At 46.0% G+C, this 14,881-nt stretch carries 11 protein-coding genes; 7 read left to right on the top strand and 4 right to left on the bottom strand.

What is annotated here, in order from left to right; translation table 11 throughout:
• Positions 1-98 precede the first annotated feature (98 nt).
• The 3 genes from NST83_RS11760 to NST83_RS11770 are packed head-to-tail and all read left to right on the top strand — an operon-like array spanning position 99 to position 5,317.
• The gene (locus NST83_RS11760) at positions 99-4,778 is read left to right on the top strand and encodes an HAD-IC family P-type ATPase (RefSeq protein ID WP_342417713.1); all 4,680 of its coding nucleotides are present in this window, start codon (positions 99-101) and stop codon (positions 4,776-4,778) included.
• Between the two features lie 37 nt (positions 4,779-4,815).
• Positions 4,816-5,079: a DUF5132 domain-containing protein gene (locus tag NST83_RS11765; RefSeq protein ID WP_137063025.1), complete on the top strand. Its 264-nt coding sequence runs from the start codon at positions 4,816-4,818 to the stop codon at positions 5,077-5,079.
• Positions 5,080-5,092: 13 nt separating this feature from the next.
• Positions 5,093-5,317, top strand: coding sequence for a hypothetical protein (locus NST83_RS11770; protein WP_137063026.1), 225 nt, complete (start codon positions 5,093-5,095; stop codon positions 5,315-5,317).
• A 70-nt stretch (positions 5,318-5,387) separates the two neighbouring features.
• Here the strand turns inward: NST83_RS11770 and NST83_RS11775 are convergent, their stop codons facing one another.
• Positions 5,388-6,317 carry an AEC family transporter gene (locus NST83_RS11775; RefSeq protein ID WP_342417714.1) on the bottom strand — a complete coding sequence of 310 codons (930 nt, stop codon included), beginning with the start codon at positions 6,315-6,317 and terminating at the stop codon, positions 5,388-5,390.
• Between the two features lie 222 nt (positions 6,318-6,539).
• Positions 6,540-7,433, bottom strand: coding sequence for a rhodanese-related sulfurtransferase (locus tag NST83_RS11780; protein ID WP_342417715.1), 894 nt, complete (start codon positions 7,431-7,433; stop codon positions 6,540-6,542).
• Between the two features lie 222 nt (positions 7,434-7,655).
• Here NST83_RS11780 and NST83_RS11785 point away from each other — a divergent pair, with 222 nt between their 5' ends.
• The 4 genes from NST83_RS11785 (at position 7,656) to NST83_RS11800 (ending at position 12,984) form a co-directional block, all read left to right on the top strand.
• Entirely contained in the window at positions 7,656-8,945 is a 1,290-nt protein-coding gene (locus tag NST83_RS11785) for a glycoside hydrolase family 27 protein (protein ID WP_342417716.1), read from the top strand.
• Between the two features lie 208 nt (positions 8,946-9,153).
• On the top strand, positions 9,154-10,197 hold the full coding sequence (locus NST83_RS11790; RefSeq protein WP_342417929.1) for a carbohydrate kinase family protein: 1,044 nt from the start codon (positions 9,154-9,156) through the stop codon (positions 10,195-10,197).
• 61 nt (positions 10,198-10,258) lie between these two features.
• A complete protein-coding gene (locus tag NST83_RS11795) occupies positions 10,259-10,939 on the top strand; it encodes an adenylate kinase (RefSeq protein ID WP_342417717.1) in 681 nt (226 codons plus the stop codon).
• Between the two features lie 338 nt (positions 10,940-11,277).
• Positions 11,278-12,984 carry a proline--tRNA ligase gene (locus tag NST83_RS11800; protein ID WP_342417718.1) on the top strand — a complete coding sequence of 569 codons (1,707 nt, stop codon included), beginning with the start codon at positions 11,278-11,280 and terminating at the stop codon, positions 12,982-12,984.
• A gap of 108 nt (positions 12,985-13,092) precedes the next feature.
• Here the strand turns inward: NST83_RS11800 and NST83_RS11805 are convergent, their stop codons facing one another.
• Together NST83_RS11805 and NST83_RS11810 are read right to left on the bottom strand one after the other, a co-directional pair.
• Positions 13,093-13,857: a fused MFS/spermidine synthase gene (locus tag NST83_RS11805; protein ID WP_342417930.1), complete on the bottom strand. Its 765-nt coding sequence runs from the start codon at positions 13,855-13,857 to the stop codon at positions 13,093-13,095.
• 27 nt (positions 13,858-13,884) lie between these two features.
• The gene (locus tag NST83_RS11810; protein ID WP_342417931.1) at positions 13,885-14,808 is read right to left on the bottom strand and encodes an alkaline phosphatase family protein; all 924 of its coding nucleotides are present in this window, start codon (positions 14,806-14,808) and stop codon (positions 13,885-13,887) included.
• Between the last annotated feature and the right edge of the window lie 73 nt (positions 14,809-14,881).

The following is a 14,881-nucleotide window of genomic DNA, read 5'->3' on the forward strand; positions in this document are numbered from 1 at the left end:
ATACTGGTTTACATTCAGAAAACAAAATGCATATTCTGCTAACTATTGTTAATCATAAGTAAAGCTGATTTTTTGATTATGGAAAAGGGAGGATAGATATGGTATCGCTGCGAAACAAAAACAGGTTTCTTCATGTCCTTCCTGGCAGGATACGGATGGAAATTTACGGCTTGAAGGGAAGCAAAGCTGCCGCAGAGCTTTTAGTCAAAAGCTTGTCCACTTGTAGTGGGATTTACAGAGCGGAACCCTGTACAGTGACGGGCAGAGTGCTGCTTCTTTACGATGTAAAGCTTGTTTCTGAGCAGCACATTTTCCATATAATCCGCGAAATAGAAGATGGGATCTGTTCGGCCAATCTAACAGCCCGCCCGGATACCCACAACGAGGTTACCGGGTCGAAGGAAGCGAAGCGAGAAGCTGCCGCTGCTCAGGCTGAATTGGATATTCCTTGTGATTTGCCGATGATCCCAACGGCGCCTAAGACGAATACGGGCGAGCCAAGGGAAAAAGTCCCCATTGCATTGGCTATTTCCATGAGTGGTTTAGCCGTGCTGGGAATCAAGCAGGTCTTTTTCGGACGTTCAGCCCTGGCAAGAAGTCCGGCGACGTTCTTTTTATCGGCGCTCGTATCTGTCGTAACCGGCTACCCTTTTCTCAAACGAGGAATTCAGACCTATTCGGATAAGAAAAAAATAAACTCAGATCTCATTTTAGGTACAAGCGCTCTTGCTCTTGCGCTTATGGGCGAAAATCTTGTAGCGCTTGCCGGACACAGCATTTTGCAATATGTAAACTGGAAGCGAAGCCACTCTGTATTAAATGGACAGCAAGGGGCTTCTTTGTCACCGGAAATTCAAGCATATAGCGATAAAGCAGGCAAATTAGGGTTTGTTGCAGCCGGAATGACTTGGGCCGTTACCCGGAATCCGTTCCGTGCCATCGCCGTGCTTCTGGCAGCAAATCCGCGGGTGATAACCGTACCTGCTGAGTATGCCTGGAAACAGGCCGAGCTCGTTTCAGAAGAAAGAAAATACGTAGTTCCGGAAAAAGGATCACTATCTCAACTCGCTCGAACGAAAACGATTTTATTTGAAGATTCATCACTCCTGTTTAACCGTTCAGAGGTTGAAGAAATTCAATGTATGGCGGAGAAGGAGCAAGAGGCGGATAAAGTGATCTGTTTGGCGGCTTCATTAATGGAGAAAACAGAACATCCGTGGAAAGAAGAGGTGTTCAGCAAGGCTAAACGAACTTGCCGGACGATCCGCACTGCTTTTCATGTGGAAGAAGAGTCACAGGGTATAAAAGGAAAAGTCAATGATAGACAGATTATTATTGGCAGCTACAAATATATGGAGGAACACGGTATTGATTGCAGTTCCTATGAGCTTAAATCAAAGAGGCTTGCAAGAAAAGATTACGACGTTCTTTTGGTCGGAAGCCAGGGGAATGGCAAAGCCGAATGTCTTGGGTTAATTTCCAGACATCGGCAATTAACGGTCAACGAATACGGCTCTGCCGCCTTTTCATTCAGCGAAAAAGGCTGGAGGCTTGGACTGTTGAATAACAGTCTGCAACTCAGCGCTGACGAGCTTTTGCAATACGATATGGATACAAGCTGGTCCTCTTTTGAACAAGGCGAAGTGATTGAACGAATCGCAGTGCTCAAGCAGCAAGGCGAAGAGGTTTTATTTGTCGCCGGTCTGGAGCAAAATCCGCTCAATGAGTTCTATAAAGAAGCCGGATTCCAGACGATTTCTATTCATGAGCTACAACCTATTCAGGAAAGCGCTTTGTACGCCGAGAAAACAGAACAAATCGTAAACGAGCATACTTTAATTGCTAAAAAATGGAATATTTTCGGATCTGCTTTTGCTACATTAGGCATGATTAGTGCCCCAGTGGTCAGTTTGATCGGTGATGCTTTATCGCTTGTGTTTATATCCAGAATGAAAAACAGGAGTGAAGCCTTGCCAGCTCCACCGGAAATGGCTTATAAGGACGAGGCTGCGGCCGCTTCCGAAGCCTTTGCCTGGCACCAGCTACCTAGCGAACAGATTATCGCAAAGTTTCAAACAAACCTGCAAAACGGGTTGACGTTAGATCAGGTTCTTTCTATAAGAAACCAATATGGTTCAAATCAGCTTGAGAGTAAAAAACCTACTCCTTGGCTCATTGCATATTTGAGCCAATTCAAGGAATTCACAACTCTGATCCTCCTTGGCACAAGTGCACTCGCCTTTCTTACGGGGGGATTATTCGATGGACTTGCAATGGGGGCAATCCTGCTTGCGAACGCCGCAATTGGCACGATTCAAGAACGTAAAGCGGAAAAAGTTGTGGACAAGCTGAATCAATTTCAACCCCCGGTATGTAAAGTCATCAGACAAGGCCAGCACGTAGAGCTAAACGCTGTGGAATTGGTGCCCGGCGATATCGTTTCCCTGGAAGCAGGGGATCGCATTCCAGCCGATATTCGGTTGATCAACTCATGGAACATGCGAGTCAATGAGTCGACCCTGACTGGGGAATCTGTTCCCATCGAAAAGAATGAGTCATCTCTCTCAGAAGATTGTGCTTTATCTGAGCGAACCAACATGCTCTTCATGGGAACCGACGTGTGCGGAGGCAAGGGAATGGGTATTGTTGTACAAACCGGGATGAATACTGAGATGGGGCATTTAATGTCGCTTTTAAAGCAGCAGGAAAAAGAAGTAACCCCTTTACAGGAAAAAGTAACGTCAATTAGTAAAAAATTTGTGAAAGGCGCTCTTATCGTTGGAGGGATCGTATTCGCAATTGGTATGTTCCGTGGCATCCCTTTTCCACAAATGATTTCGACTTCGATCACACTGGCGGCTTCTGCCATCCCTGAAGGGCTTCCGGTCACCATCACGATTGCCCTCAGCGCAGGTATCTTCCGTATGGCGAAGAAAAACGCGCTGATCCGAAAGCTCTCCTCATTGGAAACATTAGGAAGAACTACGGTTATTTGCACAGACAAGACAGGCACGTTAACCAAAAATGAAATGACGGTAAAAGCGCTCTCTACCGCGGATCGCGCATGGACTGTAACAGGCGATGGTTACGAACCGACAGGAGCATTGGAGGAGCTTGCTCCAGAGGCTGCTGCAGCAGCGGCAGGGCTCAAAAATGTAGGAAGTTACGAAAGCCCTTCAGCCGATCCTGATTTGACTCGCTTGCTGCAAATCTGCTTGCTATGCAATAACAGCAAGCTTGAGCAGCAGGAAGGACAGTGGATGACCAAAGGGGATCCGACTGAGGGCGCGCTTTTGACGCTTGCAGCCAAAAACGGACTGTGGCTTAACGATATGACCCATTGGCATCGCGGGCATGAAATTCCATTTGATTCTAAAACCGCGAAAATGAGCGTGGTTTGCAAGGATGTTCGGGCGGAGCAGGAATGCTATCTCTTTTCCAAAGGAGCCGTTGAGACGATTCTCCGCCATTGCAATCGATATCAAAAGAACGGAGATATATTGCCTCTATCCGAAGAACAGAAGCAGCACATTATACAGCAAAATGAAAAGTTTTCAGCGGCAGCGTTGCGTGTGCTTGCTTTCGCGTATCGACCTTTGGATGAGAGTATCGATAACGAATCCATTGATGACGAACGTGAATTAATTTATGTCGGCATGACCGGCATGATGGATCCTCCCAAACCGGAAGTAGAACAAAATATTCAGGAAGCTTTTGCACTTGGGCTAAAACCTGTGATGATTACTGGTGACCATCCGATTACCGCCATTGCCATCGCGAAGCAACTCGGAATTTACAGTGATGATGCGCAGAGTGTTATAACTGGGCATGAGCTTGACCGTTTATCAGACGAAGAGTTGAGCCAAATTGTGGAGCAAGTATCCATTTTTGCCCGGGTCACGCCTGAGCATAAGCTTCGCATTGTAACAGCGCTGCAAAAACGAGGACAAATCGTTGCTATGACTGGCGATGGCGTCAACGATACGCCTGCTATCAAACAAGCCAACGTTGGTATCGCAATGGGAAGAACAGGAACGGAAGTAACGAAGGAAACTGCGGATATGGTGCTAACGGAAGATCATTTCGGCACGATTCTGGAGGGGGTCAAAGAAGGCCGAACAATTATTGGAAATATTCGTAAGGCACTCGGCTGTTTATTAACCGGAAATCTGGCTGAGATCATCGTCACCAGCGTTGCCGTGATGGTTGGATTGCCGATCCCTTTGGTTCCTATTCAAATTCTGCTGATGAATTTGTTGACCGATGCTTTGCCGGCAATGGTTCTCGCTGTAAATCCAGGGCAGAAAACGAAGCAGCAGAAACGAATCGATTTCATCGATAAAGACCTGTACCAGAAAGTGATTACAAGAGGGGTTCTGCTGGGATTGGGATCGCTCGGCTTATTTGCTGCAAGCCTTGCAGTCGGTACGCCAATGCCTGTCGCTCAGAGCGTTGCTTTTGCAACATTGGTCTCAGGGCAATTGATCCAAACCTTTTCGTGGCGACAAGAAGGCTCTGAAGAAACAGTGCGCGATTGGACGAAAGATCGCTTTTTGATCGGGGCTCTCTGCGTTTCTTGGCTGGCTCTGCTAGGAGCGCTGTATATTCCGCCATTGGCTGGGTTTTTCCATACCGCCAGTCTGCCGCTGAAATATTGGATTCCCATCCTTGGTGTAGCCGGATCGGTATCTCTTTTGTCCAAACCGATTTTGGCTCTAATTTCAAAAAAGCAAGCAATCAGGGCTTTGCCTGCAAATCAAACCTATGCTGCGGCTTAAACGGCCGCAGTAATACTTAATTACTAGGAGGATCACGATGCTGCAAAATAACATTGATAAAATTGTAATTGGCACTGCGCTCGCCTTTGCCGCTTCTGCTTTGCTTCCTATTGCTAAAACTACTTTCCGCCCTCTTGCCGAAGCTGGTATGCAAGGCGGAGCCAACTTGATCAATCGGAGCAAATCTTACATTGAATTAGCCCGGCAAGAAGTGGAAGATATCGTTGCCGAGGCCCAATTTGAAAGAATGAAAAAGCAGCTTGACCAAGAAATCGCATTGCTTGACAATACCCAAAAATGAGGAGAACAGATAAATGAACGAACAAAGTATAGATAATCATTTACGTGAAGCCTTATTGCACTTGGAATCTGCCTTAAACCAGAGCGTAAGATGCGTCCTTGAAAACGATAGCACGAAAAAAGAAATAGGTTTAAAGTGGGAACGATTTCTTGGAGAATTTATGGGACAAATCCGGGAAAAGGGAAAAAAATCAAGATTAAATCTGCTGGGCTGGATCAGTTTTCCACGAATACGCTAATCAATTGTATGCAGCCTAAGTCGACAGCAGGCTGCATACTGGATTCTCTATACCCCAGAGAGTCTTTTTTCTAGCTATCCTGTACAATCATAATGAGGATAGGTAAAATCAGGAATGAGGCTAAAGTGCTCCACAGGATACAGGTGGACACGAGTTTGGGCGATGCATTGAATTTTTCTGCCAAGATGACAGCATTCACGGCAACCGGCATGGAAGCCAGGATAAAGAGCACGGAGAACAAAAGGCCCGATATCCCCAGGATCAGCATGGCAAGACAGGCCGCAAGCGGAGAGAGCAGAAGCCGAATGATAAGCCCTGCGTAGCTGGCTTTTTTAATAGACGGCTCCAGCTTGAATATTTTTACATAAGCCACCTGGGTGCCAAGGATTGCCAGCACGACTGGAGAATAGGCTGCTGCAATCATCGAGACACCCGATTGGACGCCGGAGGGCAGATGCCAATCCAGTAGTCGAAGGCTCAGCGCGAGTAATGCCGCATAGATCGCAGGCAGCGAGAATACGGACTTGAAGGCGCTTTGAACGGAAAATTCAGAGCGGGCCGCAAAGTAAACTCCAAGGGTATTGACCAGAATCATCTGGATGACAACATACACAGAGGCCTTGTCCAATCCAAGCTGTCCAAAGGCTAGTAAAATGAGCGGTAATCCATAATTTGCACTGTTGGTCAGCGTGGAGATCAAGGTGAGTCCAGCCGTTTCAGGGGCGCTTAGCTTAAAAATTTTTCCTGAAAGCTGTGCAATTCCCCATAACAGCAGCAGATTCAAGATCGAAAAGGCGGCTGTTTGCGCCACATCATGCAAAGAAAGCTGTGCCTTGAGCAACGTGTCCAGAATCATCGCGGGACTTAAAAAATATAAGTATAAAGTCGAGAGCGGTTTCGTTTCCAGCTTCATGAATTTGCCGAGTAAAAAACCGGCGATTACCGGAAGGGACAGCGGAACGATAACGGATAAAAGAGTTGAAAGTACAATTTGAATCATGAAATCCACCTATCCTTTCTGTAATGACATTTTTCATTATAAGGCGCAGCTTTTAAGCCCGTCCAAGATGAAAATGCGATCAAGGCTATAGGTATATACTATGAATCTATAGACAGTTATTCTAATTTGCAACGAGTAGAATAACAAAAAGGGATGCCCAGAGCCATGTTGATAGGCTAGTGGGACATCCCTTTTTACGATGAAACCAATTATCCTGCTAATTTATGCAGAAGCAACGGCTTCTGCTTTGGTCCGGCATTCATCAGAGCAATAGTGTTGATGATGCTCTTCACAGTCTGGACATACGATATGCTGGAGATTGCACACCGGGCAGTTGATATAATGATCGTTTGGCGTTTCACAATGGAAGCATGAGCCGACAATAACGTCCTCGTCGGTATGGTTGATCGGGATCGAGATGCGTTCATCAAACACATAACATTTTCCGTCAAACAAACGGCCTTGAACCTCCGGGTCCTTGCTGTAGGTTACAATGCCGCCATCCAGCTGGCCTACATCGTTAAAGCCTTCTTTGATCAGAAGACCGGACAGCTTTTCGCACCGGATGCCGCCAGTACAATAGGTCAGTATTTTCTTGTCCTTGAACTGACTCATATTGTCGCGGATCCACTGTGGAAATTCACGGAAGGACTCGACTTCCGGACGAATGGCTCCACGGAAATGACCGATGTCATATTCATAGTCGTTACGTCCGTCCAGCACAACCACATCTTCACCTTGAAGCTGCTCATAAAATTCCTTCGGTGACAAACGCTTGCCACTGATTTCGTTAGGGTCTAGTTCATCCTCATGACGCAGCGTAACCAACTCCTGACGATGGCGTACAAATATTTTCTTGAACGCATGACTGTCAGACTCATCTATTTTAATAACGATATCGTGGAATTTCGGATTGGCGCGCAAATCACGGATGTATTGCTCGGTTTGCTCTACCGTACCAGACAGTGTTCCGTTAATTCCTTCCTGAGCGATCAAAATTCTTCCCTTGACGCCCAACTCCTTGCAGTAAGCCAGATGATCTGCCGTAAAGGTGGCAGGATCTTCAATATTGACATATTTGTAAAACAACAAAATTCTGTAAGCATGCTTGCACACGTAAAATCACCCTCTGATTCAAGTCAAAGTTTTTTAACAACCAATTTTAAATGTACCACATTCTTTAAGTTAGTCAACTAATTTGTATGAAAAGTGGGACTGGAAAATAAAGAGGCAGGTGACGAGCGACAAAAGTAAGGGTTTACATTATAATAATACCGTAGTGACGAGGTGGATTTTCGCAGCAGGATGAGTATTCTTATGATGAAAGGATGAATCGGAATGAAGCATCATTTGGTAGCGCATACACCACCAATGGGGTGGAATAGCTGGGATTGCTACGGCGCAGCGGTGCGTGAGGAGGAGGTACGGGGAAATGCGCAGTATATGGCAGAGCACTTGAAGGAATACGGTTGGGAATATGTCGTGGTGGATATTCAGTGGTATGAGCCGGGAGCTGTTTCTTCACAATATCGCTCCTTTGTTCCGCTGGAAATGGATTCATTTTCACGTCTCATTCCGGCAGTGAATCGTTTTCCTTCTGCAGCAGATGGACGCGGCTTCCAGGCTCTTGCGGAATATATACACCGTCTGGGTTTGAAATTTGGTATACATATTATGAGAGGCATTCCGAGGCAGGCGGTGCATCAGGATACGCCGATTTTGGGAACTCAGGCAACAGCAAGGCAGATTGCACATCCCAACTCCATTTGTCCCTGGAATACAGATATGTATGGGGTAGATGCTACCAAGGAAGGCGCACAGGAGTATTATAACTCGCTGTTTGATCAGTATGCCGAATGGGGTGTCGATTTTGTAAAAGTGGATGACATTGCGGCCTCCCGACTCTACGGCATTCATCTGGCGGAAATTGAATTGATTAGGCAGGCCATCGCCCAATGCGGGCGTCCGATGGTTTTGAGTCTGTCGCCCGGTCCGGCACCCCTGGAGCATGCAGCCGAATTAATCGCCAACGCCAATATGTGGCGCATGACCGACGATTTCTGGGATGTATGGCCTTTGCTGCATGGCATGTTTGAGCGCTGCGAGAAATGGGCTGAACACGTGGGGCCAGGCCACTGGCCGGATTGCGACATGCTGCCACTGGGTCATCTGGGTATTCGCTCGGTAGATTCTGTAGATTCCGGTAGCCATGACCGCTGGACACGCTTTACGAAGGATGAGCAATTGACGATGATGACCCTGTGGAGTATTTTCCGATCCCCGCTGATGTTTGGGGGAGAATTGCGGGATAACGATGCGTGGACGCTTTCTCTGCTGACCAATGAAGAGGTGCTGGATGCTCACCGCAACGGTTTGGATGCCCGGCAGGTGTACAGAAAGGATGAACATATTGTCTGGACTTCGCATAACGGGGAGGGTCATGTATATGCGGCTTTGTTTAATGCTGGAGACGAAGCCTCGCGAGTCTGTGTATCGCTGCAAGACCTGGGCATTGAAGGACAGACCAGTGGCAGAGACTTATGGAATCGTGTGAATCTGGGCACTTTAGAGCAAGAACTGTCCGCAGAGCTACCTCCTCATGGAGCTGCTCTATTTATTTTAAAATAGCATATTGTAACGAAGGATTTAGGTTGTATTTTTAATCGAATCACCTATTCGTAAAATGGATGATATTTTTACGAATGGGTGATTTTTTAATGGACTCGACATTATTCTTGAGAATTTGACATTTGGAACATGTTAATTTGATATAGTACCTATTTCTGTACAAATTTAAAACATCCTCTGCCAATAGATTTGCGAAAGGAGTCAAATGATGAAATTAAAGCAGATTCACAAAAATGAACTGGACGAGCCTTGGCCCTCTAGACAAAAAATACTATGTATCGGGGGGGCTAATCTTGACCGTAAAATTATGATTAAAGGTGCATTTCAGCTTCACACCTCCAACCCGAGCAGCACCAGGCAGCAATCATGCGGTGGGGTGGCTCGCAATGTAGCCGAAAATTTGGGGAGGCTAAGCCAACAGGTCAGTCTGTTAACCGCAGTTGGGGATGATGCGGAAGGCGAATTTATAGTCGAGCAGTCTAGACATTATATGAAAGTGATTCCTCTGCAAGTCAAAGGTGAACCGTCAACAGGAGTTTACACTGCTTTGCTGGACGAGCGTGGGGGGCTGATTGTAGCGACAGCAGAGATGGAAATTTATGATCAGATCCTTCCTTCAGTAATCTTTGAAAATACTCCTTTGATCGCCTCGTCCCGACTAGTGCTGCTGGACACGAATTTCTCTATGAACGTAATTGCTTCCATCATACGGCTATGCCATGAACATCGGATTCCGCTCGTCGTTTCTTCAGTGTCCGCTTCCAAAATGAGAAGGCTTCCTCGAAATTTGAATGGGGTGAGTTGGCTGGTATGTAACCAGGTAGAAGCTGAATCCTATTTGGGAATAGAACTTACGGATGATCAGAAAATGCTGGACGCAACCCGAATTTTTCATCAACTCGGGGTTCAAAATGTAATTCTTATTCGGGGAGCTGACCGTGTTTTGTTTGCCTCGCAGGATGGATCTCATGGACAAATTTTGATGCACCCAGTTCAGGAAGTTAAGGATGTCACGGGCGCAGATGATGCTTTTATTGCCGGAATGATATATGGCATTATCCAAGGATATCCTATGGAGCAAGTGTGTCAATTCGGAATCAGCTGTGTCGCCTTAACTATTCAAACAGATCGGACGGTTTCAGAGACCATTTCTCTAAATAATCTTCATTCCATGTTCAAAGAGCTGTACGGCATACATCCGCGAAATTTTGTGTTTTTTAAGGGGGTTTATTTTAAGGAGAAAGATACATAAATGAAGAAGAGAATCTAACCTACTTTTTGTTGCTGAAACTGTAAAAGGAGCAGGCCGCTTGATGAACAGTGTGAAATACGCTATCGTTTTTCTGCCGCTGTTCCTCCTGTATGTGTTTTTAAAGGGAGGTTCTTTCGTGGTAGGTTCGCTTTATCGACTGATCTATACAATGCTGCCCTTACATCGAAGGCTGAATGACGAAATTTTTGCTGTGCAGCACGCCAAACGTATTATCGTGATCGGTTCGCCGGGGAGCGGCAAAACCTTTTTTGCCAAACGTTTATCCAAGTGGACTCATTTGCCATACATCTCTCTGGATGATTTGTATTGGGGACCGGAGTGGAAGCGGAGCACGGATGAACAATTTTTGCAACAGCTTGGGGAAGTGCTTCAAAGAAACGAGTGGATCATTGAAGGGAATTATCATGATTATTATTTTACAGAGCGGCTCCAGCGCTCTGATACGATCATTGTGATGGATGTCAGCACGATTGAAGCGATAACAGGAGTTATTACACGATCGCTTAACCGTTTTCTCTTCTCCAATGAGTTGCCCAAAGGAATAGAACAGGAAGCGATTCGTATTTGGGACATTTCGCCTCGTTTTATCCGCTTTGTTTTAGGCTTTCGCAGGCGTATACGTCCTAAAATTTGGCCATTCATTATGCAATATGGCAAACAACGAAGTTTAATTATTTTGAAATCAAAATATCGTTCATGTCTCTGGAAGAATTCCAGATAGATAATTATCTGCTTGACCACGGCTTCCGTTTCGTGTAATGTAATGAAAATTGTAATATACAGGAATAGTGTAGACCAAGGATCAAAGGTTCAACAACCGCCGTACAGAGAAGAAACCCATGGGCTGAAAGGTTTCTCGCCGCGAATGAACGTTTTCCTGCCTTGTGAGCTGTAGCGGAATGTATTTTAAACCGTTACCGGTTAGACGCCGTTATCTGATGAAGGGCCGTTCCATACTATGGATATGGTCAAATTAAGGGTGGTACCACGACACATTCGTCCCTGACGGATGTGTCTTTTTGCGTACATTTTATCGTCCATACAAGGAGGCAGCCACACATGCGCCAAAGTCGATTATTACTGACAACATTACGTGAATCGCCCGCAGAAGCCGAAGTGATCAGTCATCAGCTTATGCTGCGTGCAGGGTTTATCCGGCAACTCGCAGCCGGAGTGTATAGCTACATGCCACTCGGCAGACGTGTTCTCCGGAAAGTGGAGCAAATCGTACGGGATGAGATGGATCGTACAGGGGCTGGGGAGCTGTTAATGCCTGCATTGCAGCCTGCTGAGCTGTGGCAAGAGTCAGGGAGATACGATGTGTACGGTCCAGAGCTGATGCGTATTCAAGACCGACATGATCGGGAGTTTGCCTTGGGTCCTACCCATGAAGAGGTCATTACGTCATTAGTGCGAAATGAGGTGAACTCCTATCGAAAATTACCTGTCATGCTGTATCAAATTCAAACCAAGTTTCGGGATGAACGACGGCCACGATTTGGCCTGCTCCGTAGCAGAGAATTTTTGATGAAGGATGCCTATTCGTTTGATGCGAGCTGGGAAGGGCTGGATCAAGCTTATTGGAGTATGTTTAAGGCCTATCATCGTATTTTTACCCGTTGTGGCCTAAACTTTCGCGCAGTTGAAGCAGATGCGGGTGCTATTGGCGGCGAAGGTGGAACACATGAATTTATGGCGCTGGCTGACATTGGCGAGGATACGATTGCTTCTTGTAATTGCTGTGACTATGCCGCTAATCTTGAAAAGGCCGTGCCACGAAGCATGGAAAAATCAGAAGCATTAACTGCCGCAGATAAAATGGAAAAATTTCACACTCCAGGTCTGCGCACGATAGATCAACTGGTTGAATCGCTGCAAATACAGCCACAGGGTATGATCAAAACACTGATTTATATGGCTGATGATCAACCTGTTGCTGTAGTCGTCAGGGGAGATCATGAGGTCAACGAAGCGAAAGTTAAACATATTTTAGGTAGTGAAAAATTCGAAATAGCAAGTTCAGATACCGTATCAAAGGCGACTGGAGCCCCTTCGGGGTTCATAGGTCCATGGGGCTTGACGATCCCTGTGTGGGTGGATTACGCCGTTGTTCAAATGTCCAGCGGTATCGCAGGCGCGAACGAACTGGATTATCATTATCGGCATGTGAATCCAAGACGCGATATGGACCTTCGTCATGTGGCAGATTTACGCAACGTTATGGAAGGGGACCTATGTCCTCGCTGTGACAAAGGGGAATTGAAGCTTCATCGTGGAATTGAGATTGGACACGTGTTTAAACTGGGCACCAAATACAGCGAGAAGCTGGGTGCGACTTTTTTGGACGCGTCTGGAGCAAATCAGATGATGATTATGGGCTGCTACGGCATTGGCGTTTCCCGAATCCTCTCTGCCATCGTTGAGCAAAATCATGATCAGAACGGAATGATATGGCCTCATGCGCTGGCCCCGTTTCAAGTTCATATTATTCCGATCTCTGTTAAAGACAGTCTGCAAATGCAGATGGCTGAGGATTTATACAACCAGCTACAGGATCACGGTGTCGAGGTGTTGATGGATGATCGAGAGGAACGCCCCGGGGTTAAATTCAAGGATTCGGATTTAGTGGGTATTCCCGTGCGCATCGTTGTGGGTAAAGATGCTGGACACGGGAAAATAGAGCTAGTAGATCGGAGAACCAGCAACAAAGAGACGATTCATATCAAAGATGTAGAGAGACGGATATTGGAGCTTATTCAACAATAGCTACTCAGCTTATTCATTTACAGGCCTGTACCACCTACGCTCCCACAATTCAATACGCCCGGACTATAATCGTGTGGGCGTATCTTTAACAACAATTACTATATATCATCAAGTATCTCTGTCTTGTAGAATGTGACCTTCTCCAAGTGCAATCTCATTGAAGTCAGCCATATGGCGTGCCTGAAATCGGATCGGCTTGTCTCGGCCTATCATAATGATATTTTGCAGGTCAGCAGCGCCTTCCGAGGGGAGGGAGAAAGCTGTGACATAAGCGAATACCCCACGCAACGTTGTATGAATGGCATTCATCAGATGATCGTGTTCACTTTTGCCCATTACATTCATAATCATGGACCCTTCCAAATCCAGCTTTTCTTTGACGATCCCGAAAAATTCTCTGGATATTAAATGCGGCGGCGTTCCCTGATCTGTGAAGGCATCTAAAATAATATAATCATAAGTATCTGACGCTTCTTTCTCCAAAATGAGGCGACCATCACCAACGGTCACGTTGTCCTTGTCATATCCAAAGAATGTTCGGCTGAATTCCACGACTTGTGCATCCAGCTCGGCAATCTTAAAACGTTTATCTGTAAAATGACCCGCAATCGTACCTATACCGTGCCCGATTACAAACACGTCTTCAAATGACGGATCGTTCAGCTCCATGAGATGGATGATTGCTCTCGGATATTCGAACAGAATGCGTTGAGGATGATTCAAATCCACCGCGCCTTGTACGGCTGCATTTGAAAACTGCATCACCCGGAATAATCCTTTTTCACCATACAGCTCTGTGGTATCGTATACCGTTATTTCATGATTATTGCTCAACTTTTTATATAGTACATCCAAGTGATCTATCCCCTTCAAGTCATACTCCACCATCATATTAGACATTTATGAGCCTGTTGTCCATATATTAAGCGGCGGTGCCGTTCTGCTCTTGCCAAGCAGCTCCAATCCATATAATTGTTCAATCATGCGCAGCACGGAAAAATGATTACTTTTCCCTTCGTAGGGACCGTTTTTCAAATGAGGACCTATGATCATAGTCGGGATTTTGTTGTTGCTGCTCATGTCATCTTCGTCCCATGTTACGACTAAAAGACTGTTATGCTGCGGCGCCCAGCGGGCATAAGAGGACAAGTGGGCTTGCAACCATTGATCCGCTTCCCGGATCGTGCCGTCGTGCATATCGTGGTTCAGGTTGGGAATGACAAAAGAAACGGCCGACAACTGATTAAAATTTTGCGGAAAGCTGGTTAAAGGCATATTGATCGAGGCTGGCAGGTTGGTGAAATTCACCCACGGATTATGTTTTCTGGCATATCGGGTTTTCAGATCATAAGGGCCTGTAAATCCGGTTTTGGGCAGTCCCTCTGAGTAGCCCCCAAACGTATATCCATGTTTCGTAAGCTCCAATGCCAGATTGTTGGCGTTCATCTTCTTGGGAGTCAGGTCATTATTCACCCCTTGATTGGAACCGGAAAAAAGATCCAGATAGTTCGGTTGACTCGGGTGTTCGATCGCATAATGATTCATCAGAGAGACACCGTTTTTCATCAGGTCATTCATAAAGGGTGCGGAAGAATTGCCTGATATTTTTTTCGACGAATGATTTTCTTCCACAACAATGACGATATGATCCATACGGTGCGGAGATTTGGCGGCATTGGACTGCGTTGTTTCAGACTTGACGGGTGTGACCGCCAAAGCCGAGGGTTGAACGCCCTTAGCATCAGAACGGTTCGTAAACCAGTCGGAATGAGACATTATACAAAAGGCTACCGTTAGAGCGATGGCGGTCAACAGTATTTTCATTTTCAACAGAGGAACCTCATTTCATGATTAATTGATCACAGAACTGTGTTCATGGATTCATGATCAAGCTTAC

The organism is Paenibacillus sp. FSL R10-2782, from assembly GCF_038592985.1.
GTDB lineage: Bacteria > Bacillota > Bacilli > Paenibacillales > Paenibacillaceae > Paenibacillus > Paenibacillus terrae_C.